Origin of the sequence: Microbispora sp. CA-135349, from assembly GCF_050947365.1 — a bacterium.
GTDB lineage: Bacteria > Actinomycetota > Actinomycetes > Streptosporangiales > Streptosporangiaceae > Microbispora.
Genome location: NZ_CP192001.1, coordinates 2,188,909 through 2,202,017, shown reverse-complemented (window position 1 = coordinate 2,202,017; position 13,109 = coordinate 2,188,909). Strand labels below are relative to the sequence as shown.

The 13,109-nt window shown below is 68.2% G+C and carries 13 protein-coding genes and 1 pseudogene; 10 read left to right on the top strand and 4 right to left on the bottom strand.

All coding sequences use genetic code 11. The features are described 5' to 3' along the window. Window positions 1-18 precede the first annotated feature (18 nt). Entirely contained in the window at window positions 19-1,392 is a 1,374-nt protein-coding gene (locus tag ACQPZZ_RS10535) for an L-serine ammonia-lyase (protein ID WP_432931158.1), read from the top strand. A gap of 190 nt (window positions 1,393-1,582) precedes the next feature. Continuing rightward, window positions 1,583-3,040, top strand: coding sequence for a hypothetical protein (locus tag ACQPZZ_RS10530; protein WP_432931156.1), 1,458 nt, complete (start codon window positions 1,583-1,585; stop codon window positions 3,038-3,040). On the opposite strand, the gene ACQPZZ_RS10525 is transcribed toward ACQPZZ_RS10530, so the two are convergent. Together ACQPZZ_RS10525 and ACQPZZ_RS10520 are read right to left on the bottom strand one after the other, a co-directional pair. Continuing rightward, complete coding sequence (locus tag ACQPZZ_RS10525) at window positions 2,969-3,433, bottom strand: hypothetical protein (RefSeq protein WP_432931154.1); 465 nt, start codon at window positions 3,431-3,433, stop codon at window positions 2,969-2,971. The two genes, ACQPZZ_RS10530 and ACQPZZ_RS10525, sit on opposite strands and share 72 nt — an antisense overlap. Window positions 3,434-3,446: 13 nt before the next feature. Then, window positions 3,447-4,193, bottom strand: a complete 747-nt coding sequence (locus ACQPZZ_RS10520; RefSeq protein ID WP_432931152.1) for a DUF6286 domain-containing protein — start codon at window positions 4,191-4,193, stop codon at window positions 3,447-3,449. 201 nt (window positions 4,194-4,394) lie between these two features. Between ACQPZZ_RS10520 and ACQPZZ_RS10515 the strand changes: the two genes are divergently transcribed. Continuing rightward, window positions 4,395-5,570, top strand: a complete 1,176-nt coding sequence (locus ACQPZZ_RS10515) for an amino acid deaminase/aldolase (protein WP_432931150.1) — start codon at window positions 4,395-4,397, stop codon at window positions 5,568-5,570. Between the two features lie 84 nt (window positions 5,571-5,654). On the opposite strand, the gene ACQPZZ_RS10510 is transcribed toward ACQPZZ_RS10515, so the two are convergent. Beyond that, a complete protein-coding gene (locus tag ACQPZZ_RS10510; RefSeq protein WP_363644259.1) occupies window positions 5,655-5,981 on the bottom strand; it encodes a DUF3618 domain-containing protein in 327 nt (108 codons plus the stop codon). Window positions 5,982-6,115: 134 nt separating this feature from the next. Here ACQPZZ_RS10510 and bcp point away from each other — a divergent pair, with 134 nt between their 5' ends. The 4 genes and pseudogenes from bcp to ACQPZZ_RS10490 all read left to right on the top strand — a co-directional run bounded on the left by bcp (window position 6,116) and on the right by ACQPZZ_RS10490 (window position 10,306). Next, the gene (gene bcp / locus ACQPZZ_RS10505; protein ID WP_432931148.1) at window positions 6,116-6,583 is read left to right on the top strand and encodes a thioredoxin-dependent thiol peroxidase; all 468 of its coding nucleotides are present in this window, start codon (window positions 6,116-6,118) and stop codon (window positions 6,581-6,583) included. A gap of 116 nt (window positions 6,584-6,699) precedes the next feature. Next, window positions 6,700-7,197: pseudogene (locus ACQPZZ_RS10500) on the top strand (recombinase family protein); the annotation flags it as partial. A gap of 187 nt (window positions 7,198-7,384) precedes the next feature. Further along, window positions 7,385-8,251 (top strand): hypothetical protein, encoded by an 867-nt coding sequence (locus ACQPZZ_RS10495; protein ID WP_432931146.1) that lies wholly within the window; start codon window positions 7,385-7,387, stop codon window positions 8,249-8,251. A 657-nt stretch (window positions 8,252-8,908) separates the two neighbouring features. Beyond that, a complete protein-coding gene (locus ACQPZZ_RS10490; protein WP_432931144.1) occupies window positions 8,909-10,306 on the top strand; it encodes a replication initiator in 1,398 nt (465 codons plus the stop codon). A 197-nt stretch (window positions 10,307-10,503) separates the two neighbouring features. Here the strand turns inward: ACQPZZ_RS10490 and ACQPZZ_RS10485 are convergent, their stop codons facing one another. Next, complete coding sequence (locus ACQPZZ_RS10485; RefSeq protein ID WP_076437814.1) at window positions 10,504-10,773, bottom strand: GntR family transcriptional regulator; 270 nt, start codon at window positions 10,771-10,773, stop codon at window positions 10,504-10,506. A 131-nt stretch (window positions 10,774-10,904) separates the two neighbouring features. On the opposite strand from ACQPZZ_RS10485, the gene ACQPZZ_RS10480 reads away from it, so the two are divergent. From ACQPZZ_RS10480 to ACQPZZ_RS10470, 3 genes are all read left to right on the top strand, one after another. Beyond that, window positions 10,905-11,246: a hypothetical protein gene (locus ACQPZZ_RS10480; RefSeq protein ID WP_432931142.1), complete on the top strand. Its 342-nt coding sequence runs from the start codon at window positions 10,905-10,907 to the stop codon at window positions 11,244-11,246. A 13-nt stretch (window positions 11,247-11,259) separates the two neighbouring features. Then, on the top strand, window positions 11,260-11,559 hold the full coding sequence (locus ACQPZZ_RS10475) for a hypothetical protein (protein WP_432931140.1): 300 nt from the start codon (window positions 11,260-11,262) through the stop codon (window positions 11,557-11,559). A gap of 359 nt (window positions 11,560-11,918) precedes the next feature. Further along, complete coding sequence (locus ACQPZZ_RS10470; RefSeq protein WP_432931138.1) at window positions 11,919-13,052, top strand: DUF5677 domain-containing protein; 1,134 nt, start codon at window positions 11,919-11,921, stop codon at window positions 13,050-13,052. The last annotated feature ends 57 nt before the right edge of the window (window positions 13,053-13,109 follow it).

The window sequence follows — 13,109 nt, the reverse complement described above, 5'->3', positions numbered from 1 at the left end:
GCCGAGAGGCGACGATCAATGGCGATCAGCGTCTTCGACCTGTTCAAGGTGGGGATCGGGCCGTCCAGCTCTCACACGGGCGGCCCGATGGCCGCGGCGCACAAGTTCGCCCGCGGGCTGCACCAGGACGGACTGCTGGTGAAGGTCACCAGGGTCGAGGCCATCCTCTACGGCTCGCTCGGGCTGACCGGCAAGGGCCACGGCAGCGACAAGGCGGTTCTGCTGGGCCTGTCCGGCGACAAGCCCGAGCTGGTCGACGTCGACACCGTCGACGAACGGCTGGCGGCGATGCGGGCGAGCGGCACGGTCACGTTGTACGGCCTGCACGAGATCCCGTTCGTGGTCGGCGAGCACCTCGTCTTCGAGCGCACGCTGTCGCTCCCCCACCACCCGAACGGCATGCGGTTCACGGCGTACGCCGACGACACGGTGCTGCGCGAGAAGGTGTACTACTCGGTCGGCGGCGGCTTCGTGGTGGACGAGAACGCCACCGGCGCCGACCGGATCAAGCCCGACGACACGGTGCTGCCGTACGCCTTCACGACCGCGCACGAACTGCTCGCGCGCTGCGCCGAGACCGGCCTGTCGATCTCCGGCCTGATGCTGGAGAACGAGAAGGCCTTCGGCCGTACGGAGGAGGAGATCCGGGCCGGCCTGCTGCACCTGTGGGCGGTCATGGCCGAGTGCGTACGGCGCGGCACCAGCCGCGAGGGCGTCCTGCCGGGCGGCCTCAAGGTGCGCCGCCGGGCCCACCAGCTGTACCGGCGGCTGCAGGGTGAGGCCGACGGGACCGACCCGCTGCGGGCGATGGACTGGGTCACGCTCTTCGCGCTGGCCGTCAACGAGGAGAACGCCGCGGGCGGCCGGATCGTGACCGCCCCGACCAACGGCGCCGCCGGAATCGTCCCGGCCGTTCTGTCCTACTACATGCGTTTCCTTCCGGGCGCCGGCGAGGACGGCGTCGTCCGCTTCCTGCTCACCGCGGGCGCGATCGGCGTGCTGTTCAAGGAGAACGCCTCCATCTCCGGCGCGGAGGTGGGCTGCCAGGGCGAGGTCGGCTCTGCCTGCTCCATGGCGGCCGCGGGCCTCACCGAGGCGCTCGGCGGCACGCCCGAGCAGGTCGAGAACGCCGCCGAGATCGGCATCGAGCACAACCTCGGCCTGACCTGCGACCCGATCGGCGGGCTCGTCCAGATCCCGTGCATCGAGCGCAACGCCGTCGCCTCGATCAAGGCGATCGCCGCCGCCCGCATCGCGCTGCGCGGCGACGGCCGCCACTTCGTGTCGCTGGACAAGGCGATCAAGACGATGCGCGACACCGGCAGGGACATGCTCGACAAATACAAGGAGACCTCCCGCGGCGGCCTCGCCGTCAACGTCATCGAGTGCTGACCCCCACCGTGATCGTGCAGGGTGTCGCACACAGGGCCTCCCACCTGCGCCGATACCGATCGCGACGTGCGGGGAATTCGTGCTTGCCTCTCTGACCTGCCGGAAAGCTCTTCGTGATCACGCAGGCGGGCGGAACGCCGGCCGGGGCCAATAAGGTGGTGCCCTCGCCGACGAGGAGGAGGGCCGTCACGTGAGGTGGCGCGAGGCGCTGCGCCCGCATCGGGCGTTCCTGATCGTGCTGGCGGCGGGCGTCGCGCTCCGCGCGCTCGCCGTGCTCGGCTACCGGCCCGCGCTGTGGTTCTGGGCCGACTCCTTCGCCTACCTGAGCTCGGCCCTCGACCTGCGGCCCCTGCCCTCGCGGCCGTCCGGCTACTCGCTGTTCCTGGCGGCGCTGAGCCCGCTGGGCAGCGTCACCGCCGTCGTGATCGTCCAGCACCTGCTCGGCCTCGGCATGGCCGTCTGCGTGTACGCGCTGCTGCGCCGCCGTACGAGGCTGCCGGGGTGGGGAGCCGCGCTGGCGGCGGCCCCGGTGCTGCTCGACGTGCACCAGATCCAGCTCGAACACCTCATCATGGCGGACCTGCTGTTCACCGCGCTGATCGTGGCCGCCGTGACGATCCTGCTGTGGCGCCCCAGGCCGGGCGCGTGGTCCGTCGTCGCCGCGCTGCTGCTGCTCGGGCTGGCGACCGTCACCCGCACTCTCGGGCTGCCCCTGATCGCGCTGGCGCTGCTGCCGGTGCTGCTGGCCGGACGCTGGAGGACCGCGCTCGCCGGGCTCGCCGCCGCGTCCGCCGTGCTCGGCGGGTACGCCGTGTGGTTCCACGACGCCCACGGAACGTACGGGATGGGCGGCAGCAGCACCTGGCTGTGGTCGCGGACGATGACCTTCGCCGACTGCTCGGTGATGGAGCCGCCCAAGGAGCTGGCGGTGCTGTGCCCGTCGGGGCCCCGGCTCGCCGCGCCCGCCTACATCTGGGACGCGGACTCGCCCATCCAGCGGGTGAAGAAGGACAAGGAGCGGCTGGCGGGCGAGTTCGCGTCGCTGGCGATCCGCAGCCAGCCCCTCGACTTCCTGGCGACCGGCCTGCACGACGCCATGTGGGCGTTCGGATGGGACCGAAAGGTCTACCCCTCCCCCGGGCCGCAGAGCGCGTACGTCTTCCCCGCCTCGGTGAAGCCGTTCACCGCCAAGGTGGCCTCCGGCGGCCGTACGGCGACCGAGCTGACCACCGCCTACCAGGGAAGCGCCGGGGACACGAAGGTGGTCGAGCCGTTCGCGGGATGGTTGCGCGCCTACCAGGACCAGGGCTTCCTGCGCGGGCCGCTGCTGGCGGCGATCCTGCTGGCCGGGCTCGCCGGACTGGTGGCCCGGCGGTGGACGGCGCTGCTGCCCTGGGCCGCGGCCGTGGTCCTGCTCCTGCTGCCGCCCCTGATCGCCGCCTTCGACCACCGGTATGTGGTGCCCGTCGTGCCGCTCGCCTGCCTGGCCGCCGGGCTCGCCCTGGGCACCGGCGCGACCCGAGCGCCGTGGCGCTCCGAAGGGCGCTCCGAAGGGCGGTCGGCGGGGCGCGGGCGGTCAGCGGCGGCGGACGTGCAGGCGGACAACCGCAAGCGCGTCGTCCCGGCCGACCGCTCGGCGAACGCGTGAGATCGCCGACTCGTCCAGCCGCCTGATCACCTGCCGCGGGTCGGCGGACCGCTGGAGCGACACCGACACCCGCAGCCTGCCGTCGCGCACGAGCCTCACCGAGATGCGGCCGATCCCGTCGACGCCCTTCAGCGCCACGCCGAGCATGGCGATGCCGGCGCCGGTGCGGCTGCCGACCCTGCCCCACCCGAGCGCCAGGACGAGCCAGCGGGTCGCGACCAGGGCGAGCAGCATGGCCGCCCCGGCGAGCAGCGGCAGCGCCCACGGCCTCCCCTCGACCACGCTCCCGTCGATCAGGGCCGCGCCGGGCCGCCGCCGCGCGGCGGCCAGCAGGCCGGCCCCTCCCGCGACCAGCGCGAGGCCCACCAGGCAGAGCCCGGCGCGATTCCCCATGCGCGGACGCACGTCAGACCCCTCTCCCGCGCAGCCGTACGACCACCTCGTGGCGGGACTGGACGCCGAGCCCCGACAACCGGTCCCCGACCGCCGCGCCCACCTCCCGCAGCAGGGCGCCGGTCGTGTTCGCGTCGGCCACCACGATGACCTCGATCCGTCTGCGGAGGATGTGAACGCCGGCCCGCCGGACATGCTCGACCTCGCGGGCCGAGGCGGCGAGCGTACGGCGCAGACCCGCGCGCGTCAGGCCCATCGCGAGCAGCGGATCCCGGCAGTGCAGGGGCATGAGCCGGGGACGGCCGGGGACGAGCGCGAGGGCCACCAGACCCGCTCCACACAGGATCATGCCGACGGCGGCGACGGCGACCGCGGGGTCGGCCAGTGTGACGTGCGACAGCCGGGGCGGCAGCCGCCAGTGAGCCACGCCGAGCAGGGCGGCGACGACCGCGGCGGTGAGCGCCCAGCCGAGCAGGGCGATCGCGGCGGCGACCACGACGGCGGCCGGGGTGCGGGCCGGCCGCAGGACGCGCGCGGCGGTCCGCCGGCCGGCCGTGCGGCCCGCCCCGGCGCCGGTGCCGCCTGCGGTGTTTCCGATGCCGTTGACGCTCTTGCCGCCTGTGGTGCCGTCGGCTCCTGTGCCGCTTCCGGCACCCTTTGCTCCCGTGCCGCTTGCGGCACCCTTGGCTCCCGTGCCGCTTCCGGCGCCCTTGGCGCTTCTGGCCGACGAACCCGACAGGATTCCCTGCACGACGCTCATCAGCCGTTCACCCTTCCCGCTCACCGCGCCCGGTCCGCTCGGTAGTCACGTCACCATGGGTACACGGAGGGCCGGCGAGACGGGCGGGTCACCCGCCGCCTTGCGCGATCATGACGGCTCCATCACCGAGACTTTGCCGGGTCACGGTTAACGTGAACAGCGCTCATATATATCCCCGGGGCGCCGTACTAGGCTGCCGCCATGGACGACCGACAGCGCCTCGACCGGGCGACGGCCCATCTGGAGCCGCCCTTCGCCGTCCTCGACATGGACGCGCTCCGGTCGAACGCGGCCGCCATGGTGCGCCGGGCCCGGGGCAAGCCCATCCGGGTCGCCAGCAAGTCGATCCGCTGCCGGGCCCTGCTCGAACGGGTCCTGGCCATGGACGGCGTCTCGGGCGTCATGGCTTTCACCCTGCCCGAGGCGCTGTGGCTGGTCTCCACCGGGCTGCGGAACGTGCTCGTGGCCTATCCGACGGCCGACAGGACCGCGCTGCGCGCCCTGGGTTCGGACGACGTCGCGGCACGGGAGATCACCGTGATGGTGGACTCGCCGGAGCACCTCGACCTCATCGAGAGCCTGCGGCTCCCCCACCGCATCAGGGTGTGCCTGGACATCGACGCGGGATTCACGGCTTTCGGCGGCAAGTTCCGCGCGGGCGCGCTGCGGTCGCCGATCCGCGAACCCGAGCAGGCCGCCGAGATCGCCGCGCACATCGCCGAGCGCCCCGGGGTGCGGCTGACCGGGCTCATGGCGTACGAGGCCCAGATCGCCGGGGTGGGTGACGACGTCCCCGGGCCGTACGGCCGCGCGGTGCGCTGGATGCAGGAGCGGTCTCGCCGCGAGCTGATCGTGCGGCGCGGCCGCATCGTGCAGGCCGTACGTCAGGTCGCCGACCTCGAGTTCGTCAACGGCGGCGGCACGGGAAGCATCGAGAAGACCACCGCCGAGCGAGCGATCACCGAGGTGGCCGCGGGCTCGGGTTTCTTCCATCCCCGCCTGTTCGACTTCTACCGCGGCTTCACCGGCCGCCCGGCGGCGCTGTTCGCCCTGCCGGTCGTGCGCAAGCCGGCTCCGGACGTCGTGACCGTGCTCGGAGGGGGCTACCCCGCCTCCGGGGCTCCCGGGCCCACCCGGCTGCCCCAGCCGTACCTGCCGCCGGGGCTCGGTTACCACCCGGACGAGGGGGCGGGTGAGGTGCAGACTCCCCTGCTCGGCGAGGCCGCGGCCGACCTCCGCCTCGGTGACCGCGTCTGGTTCCGGCACGCGAAGGCCGGGGAGATGTGCGAGCGCTTCGCCGCGCTGCATCTCGTGGAGGGTGACCGGGTGACCGAGGAAGTCCCGACCTATCGGGGTGAGGGCATGACCTTCCTGTGACCGCCGGCCCGGCCTTGTGATCGTTTTCGGGGGAACGCGGACGCCGCCGTGAAGCGCGTCACGGCGGCGGCGTCCCCCGGCGGGTCAGCGGGAACGGCGGCGCAGCAGCACGACGGCCGCGCCCACGACGACGACCACGCCGATCCCGATCAGCACCGGAGCGATGCTGGGCGCCGGATACTCCTCGGGCTGCTCACCTTCGCCGTCGGCCGGGGCGTACGTGCGCGGCCCCAGGACCATGTCCTCCACCGACGTGACGAAACCGCGCGCGTTGGCCTTCGCCTTCTCGACGCCGCGCTCCGCGACCCGCTTCGGGCTCACCCGGTCCGCGATGGCGTCGACCGTGCGAGCGAGCTCCGCCCGCGTGCGCTCTATCTTCCGTTCCAGCGCCTCGGGATCGGTGTCCGCCATGCGATCCCCCTCCTGTGGTATTGGTGTGTGATCAGTGTGCCAGGTCCGGCGGTCCGCCCGCACAGCGGCTGACCCGGTAGTTTGGTTGACGCTTGCCCGCCGATCGGCGCGGGTCACCTTTTCCGGAGGACGTGATGAGCAAGCTCCAGCCCGGCGACGCCGCGCCGGACTTCACTTTGACCGACGCCGACGACCGCGAGGTCTCGCTGGAGTCGTTCCGCGGCAGGCGGGTCATCCTGTACTTCTACCCCGCGGCGATGACCCCCGGTTGCACCAAGCAGGCCTGCGACTTCCGTGACAATCTCGGCGCGCTGACCGAACAGGGCTTCGTGGTGCTGGGCGTGTCCAAGGACAAGCCCGCCAAACTGCGGCAGTTCCGCGAGCGCGACGCGCTCACCTTCCCGCTGCTGTCCGACACCGGTCTGGACGTGCACAAGGCATACGGCGCGTACGGCGAGAAGACGAACTACGGCAAGACCGTGATGGGCGTCATCCGCTCCACGTTCGTCATCGACCCCGACGGGAAGATCGAGAAGGCCCTCTACAACGTGAAGGCCACCGGTCATGTCGCCCGACTCGCGAAAGAACTAGGGATCTCCTGACGAATCCCTTTTCGCCATACTCCTGGAATTGTCGGCGGCCGCCGATACATTCCAGGACATGGCGAAGTAGTAGAACATTCGCAAGGGTGGCTTTTACCTGAGCGGATGGGGTGACCATGGCCAAGCTCGTGGTGGCAGAGGCAACAGACCTAATCCCCGTCGTGTCGTATGCCCGCATCTCGGCAGACGTACGAGGCGACGAGCACGGCGTCCAGGACCAGCACCGGGTCAACCGCGAGACGGCGGCCCGTCACGGCTGGACCGTGGTGCACGAGTTCACCGACAACGACAAGTCCGCCGCCAAGGCCGACGTCTACCGCGACGAGTTCGAGCTGATGCTCAAGGCGCTGCGCGCCGGGAAGCTCACGAACGGCACGGCGGTGCGGGGCGTGGTGGTCGTCGCCAATGACCGGCTCGCCCGCCGGCCGGGCGACTACGAGCGCTTCGTGGAGGCGTTCACGTACAACGACGGCTTCGTGTTCGCCGACTCCAAGCAGGTGTCCAACCTGTACAGCGAGGACGTGGAGAGCATGGGCCTGTTCGGCGCGGTCATCTCCAAAATGGAGGTCCGCAAAATGCAGCGCCGGATGCGGGCCTCTCATCAGGCGCGGGCGCTCCAAGGCCGGATGGTCGGCGGTCCCCGGCCATTCGGCTGGAAGGAAGACCGGATCGCGCTGGACGAGCAAGAGGCCGCTCTCTTGCGGCAGGCCGCGCGAGATTTCGTCACCGGCTCCTCGCTGTACGCCATCGTCATGGTGGAAGCGCAGGGGAATCAAGACTCCGCGCGGCAACGACTGGCAGATGCGGACTCTCCGCCTTACGTTCCTCAACGCTCGGCTCTGCGGATATCGGGAGTTGCGGGGCGAATTGGTGCGCGATGCGAACGGCGATCCGGTCATCGGCGAATGGCAACCGATCCTCACTCCCGATGAGTGGCTTGCCGTGCGAGAGATCATCCACGCGCGACGGGGGCACTCGGTCAAGCGGGGCGGTGCCGTGGGTACTCCATACCCTCACGATTTCCGGGAACATCGCTATTTGCTGACCGGCATCCTGCGTTGCGGTCGTCCCATCGAGGGTGGGGGCCTGTGCAACGCGATCCTCCGCACGAAGAGGACGAAGGACGGCGAGCGCCATATGTACTTCTGCCCGGGTAAGGCGGCAGGCGGCTGTGGCGGAATCGGGCGACGCGGTGACCTGGTGGACTTCGCGATCTCGGAACTCGTGCTCGAACAGATGAAGCTGGTGCAGTACGTCGATGCCGAGGACGCTCCCGAGTGGACGCGGGAACAGGAACTCAAGGACCTGGAAGGGCAGTTGACGGAGCTGACCAGCCGGTGGCGGGCGCGGGAGATCTCGAACAACCTCTACTTCGGACTCGTGTCGGAGCTGGAGGGGGACATCGCCCGGCTGCGAGCGGAGAAGAGCAAGATTCTGGGCAGGGCCGAGCGGAAGCGGGCCAGCATGGAGATCGACATGAGCGAGATCCGGCCGGCGCTGGTATCTGCCGGAAGAGGAGGGCGGGCTACCGCTCTCACGGAAGCGCGCGCACGTCCGCGAGATGCTACACGCGGTGATCGTCCATCCGGCGGGCAGAGGCCGGGCACCGTTCAACCCGGATCTGCTCGAACCGGTGTGGGTGGAGTGAAGACGTCCTGGACGTCCTGAGTGTGAGCGCCTGTCTCAGTGGTGACGGGTTGCTTACCTTCGGCCCTACAGAGACACACACTGACGGACGTCTACGGACTCCCACGGACGCTGACGGACGTCCTGGGACGTAGCGCTTGAACGCCCCGTAGGAACTCTGACCTGCTTAAATTCGTTCTCCTCGTGGTACATCTGGAAGTGACCAAGAGCCCCCGATCACTCCGGACACAAGCGAGCAACCGACCGCGACAGATTTTCACGAGCGCACACAAGCCACCGGGCGAAAACAACATGATCAGCCGTTCCGCTGGGAGGGACCCGGCCCAGCGGTAGGCCACAAAATCCGGCAGCGCTCATCGTTTCACCGTCGCGCACAACACTCCTGATCTTGTCTCGCTGAGAGCACCACCGCTCCACAGGCCGCGAGCTGTCTTCGGCCTGCCCTGCGTTGGTGCTCTCGTCGCCGGACGTGGCGGGCGGCTTCCCGACGAGAGAAAGGAGGCCCCTGCTGGTACCCGAGGAACTGGGACCATACGCCGCGCTTGTGAAGGAGTGGTGCAAGCGCAAAGTCGGCGAGTCGCCTCGGTGGTCCGCCGACAAGTGGCGTCGCATCGCCGCCATTCACGGCATTCGCTACGCCGACGACACGCCCCCTGCGGAGAGCGGGAGGGATGCCGCGTGAGCGAACTCCCTCCCCTCTCCCCTGATGTCCTCGCCGCCGCCCAACGCGCCGCCATGCCGGACTTCGCCCGGTGGCAGGAGATGGTGCGCGCGACGGGCGGCTGTGCCCAACCCATCAGGCTCCAGGGACGCCGGATCACCTTCGATGCCGGGCTGGAAGTGCTGGACGTCTACCGGACGGCCGACGAGCCGACCGGGTACCTACTGACCGCGTGCGGCAACCGTCGTGCGTCCCGGTGCCCGGCCTGCTCGGAGGTCTACCGGGACGACACCTATCACTTGATCCTGTCCGGCCTGCGCGGTGGCAAGGGCGTCCCCGAGGACGTGAGCGCGCATCCTCGCGTGTTCGCCACGTTCACGGCCCCCTCGTTCGGCGCGGTCCACGCGCGCCGGATGAAGGGCGACAAGGTGCTGCCGTGCCGTCCTCGGCGGGACAACCCGGTATGCGAGCACGGCAGGCCGGAAGGCTGCGGGGTCCGGCACAGCGAGGATGACTCCCAGGTCGGGCAGCCGATCTGCGTGGACTGCTACGACTACGCCGGGGCGGTGCTGTGGAACGCGCATGCGGGCGAGCTGTGGCGGCGCTTCACGCAGGCGCTACCGGCGACCTTCGCCCGTCACCTCGGCATCTCACGGGCTGAGCTGCGGCGGCGGCTGCGGCTGTCGTACGCCAAGGTGGCCGAGTATCAGGCGCGGGGCCTGGTCCACTTCCACGCCGTGATCCGCCTCGACGGACCGGACGGGCCCTCCGATCACCCGCCGGACTGGGCGAGCATGCCCGTGCTCCAGGAGGCGATTCGGGAAACCGCGGCTGCGGTCTCGGTTCCCGTGCCCGACGATGACCCGTCGTTCGTCGGCCGGTGGGGAACGCAGCTCGACGTGGACCCCATCTACGTCGCGACCTCGCTTGAGGGAATCGCGGATCAGCGGGTGGCGGCCTACATCGCGAAGTACGCGACGAAGGGGGCCGAGTCAGCCGGGACGGTGGACCGGCCGATCCGGGAGGTCGCCGACGTCAAGGGCCTGGACGTGACCGAGCATGCCCGGCGCATGATCTACACCTGCTTCGCCCTGGCGAACGATCCGGCCTATCGGCTGATCCCGTTGCGGCAGTGGGCGCACATGCTCGGGTACCGGGGCCACTTCTCGACCAAGAGCCGCCACTACTCGATCACGCTCGGCGCGCTGCGGCGGGTGCGCGCGGATCACCAGGCCGAGCGGGCTCGGGAACGGCGGGGCCTGCCTGCGCCTGATGAGCGGGAGACGGTGACGGTCGGTCAGTGGCGCTTCGCCGGGAGCGGGTACCGGCACGGTGAACATCTGTGGGCCGAGCTGATCCGGCAACGCATAGCCACCGCTCGCCGGATCGCTCGTACGCGGGAAGAGTCGGCCTGACCGGCGGGATGTGAGTGCGGGAGTGGTGCGGCCGGCGCAATGCCGTAGGCACCCGAAGGGCCGCGAAGCGGTTGGGCCGGCGGCGCCACGGCCGGAGGCTACTGCCCTCGGCCTGTCGGCTCTACGCTTGGTGCGCCTTCCATCGTCTCGCTGACAACCGATAGAAGGCAGAAGGCCCCCGATTCGCTCGGGGGCCTTCACTCGTCTTCGGTGTCTCTCCTGGGCGGGCCGCCGGTCTCGGGGTCGGCGACGAAGGTGCCCTTGCCGAGCACGGTGTAGACGTCTCCGGCCTTGAGCAATTCGTTGATGACGCGGCGTGCGGTGCCCTTGGCGATGCCGAACTCCTCGGCCATGCGGGGTTCACCAGGGATGGGGTGCCCCACCTGGTATTCGCCCGTCCGGATACGCCGTCGTATCTCTTCGAGGACGGCTTCCCATTTGAGCTGGTCAGGCCGGAACTCGATCACGGGCTCAAGAGTAGGAACGAAAGCGTTCCATGTCGTTACCACAGGTACCTAGGGGTACCTATGAGAAGGACTAGGTAGGATTAGGAAGGTTGGCGTACGCTCAACCCGTCAGCGAGACAGACGGGAGAGACATGCGCCAGATCACCAACGGCAACCGAACCGCCAACCAACAGGCGGGCATCCTGGCCGCCCTCGGCGACCTGCTCCGGTCCCAAGGGGTCCGCGTCCGGTTCATCAGCCACATCACCCTCCGGATGACCGGGTTCCCGGTACAGGAGAAAGCGGGCGCGGAGCTGGACATCTACGGCTTCGGCGGACGGGTCGCGACGGTCACCATCGATCAGGAGAACAAGCCGCGTCGTTTCCTGATCAAGCTACCGAAGTCCGGGACCGTCGTGCCGCTGCCCTCGGTCGACCAACCGCAGTCCGCCGTCCGGTGGATCGTCGGCTGGGCCAACGGCGGAGCAGGGTGAGGCGGCGGTTGTGATGGCGACCTCCGTCGTGGACCCGGACGAGTGCCTGAGTCCGCACTGGGAGATGCGCCAGAAAGATCACGTGAAGCTCGTCTGGCATAAGCCGTTCGAGGGGGTCGGGCGCGTGCGGACTCTCGCCTGGACATGCGACTGCCGGGCCGTCGTCTACGAACTGCTCCAGTCCGGCGGGCAGGCGTTCATCCGCAAGACCACCCAGGCCGAACCGACACCGAAGGTTAAAGAGACCCACCGCTGGCCCATCGAGGAGACCCGCAGGGTATGGCATGCCCTGCTGCTCGGCGAGATGCGATAGACGGTCCAGCGCTCACGCGGCCCCGCTCACTCGGGCGGGGCCGCACCCGTATCTACGGCCCGCGCCACTTCTTCCCCGCCCCCGATAGCTGCCGAGATCAGTGGCCCGACCGAGGTGTCAATGCCGTCTTCGCGTGTCCGTCCACCAACGACGTGCACCGCCACCCGTCTCCCAACCCGCACAGACGGCGTTGACGCCGACCAAGGGCCACGAACAATCGAGCAGCGGGGGCGGGGCAGCCAGGGACTGATCAGACTGGATAGCAGCTCATCTGCTCATGTAGACGGATAGGCAGCTAGATAAACACTGGTGACCTCGCCGACCACATGGGATCCTTGCACCTGGACGAAAGGAAACTCATGGATCCGAATGATTCAGAGTTCTTGCGAATCGCGGTCGATTACGTCAATAGTAAGATCACTCGAGGCGAGATTGTCGATTACGATGAAGCAAGGACGGCCCTCACTAAATCATACATGCACATACTAGAGAACCCCCAGATCTTCATACCCGCCTGGCACGAGCAATCCAAGAGGACAGTTTGTTCCATTACTGCCGACAGAAAGAAGTATGGCAAGAAAGTAGAGCGCAACCTACTCAAGCGATATGCTGCCGCCTTCAACGCACTGGATGAAGCTCTCGCGGCCGCCGAACTAGCCAATAGGGCAATGAATGCGGCATTTAGATTGTGGCTGCATGAAGCACCGAGAGAGGAGACGTATCAGAAGCTATTCGGTATCGAGAGCGTGCTAGGAGGGCATGCAACCAGATTTTTGCTGCTGATGGGCATGCATGCTCGCATGGTGGTCATATCGAGCGAGATCTCCCTTCTTCTTAGGAAGGGATATACAGATGGGGCCTTCTCTAGAATAAGAACCCTCTACGAGTTGGTAGTGAAAGCGTTCTTTCTCTGCACAAGAGAACCGACGCCTGGAGGGTATGAGCTAGCAGAACGCTACTACGTCTCATCCCTTGTAGAACGCTTGAAGGAGGGCGGGGACAGCGACCTAGACGACGAAGTAAGCCAAGAAATGATCTCGGAAGCCCGGAAGAGGTGGGGAGACAATTTCTTCAAGGGTGAGAATAATTGGGCTGCTCCAGGTACGCTAAATCCTGCAAGTAAACGGGTCACTTTTAAGGACATCGAAGATGCGGTGGAAGGTGAGGCGATCCGTCATGTATATCTCGCATGCAATGCTGCCGTTCATGCCGGGTCGCTCACCGTTATAGGATCCGCAGACTTACATCGCAGCTACTTCTACAACAATCGGTCTAGTGTCGACCTAAGCGCCACTGCATATATCGGGTCAACCATCACGTTCTTTCTCCTCATGGGAAGTGTCGAGGTGCTCCGATGCCTCACTACTAGCATGAGAGAGTGGGACTGCGCACTGATTGCTGCGGCCATATTCCCGTGCCTAAACGCAGCGGCAGACTTATTCAATGAGCAGCAAGAAAGGCTTGGAGAGGAGGATTCATGCGAGGATGAATGATCGGGAAAACGTCTGCCGTCGACTAGAGGGGAGAAGTGTTCGTGCGGCTCCAGCATC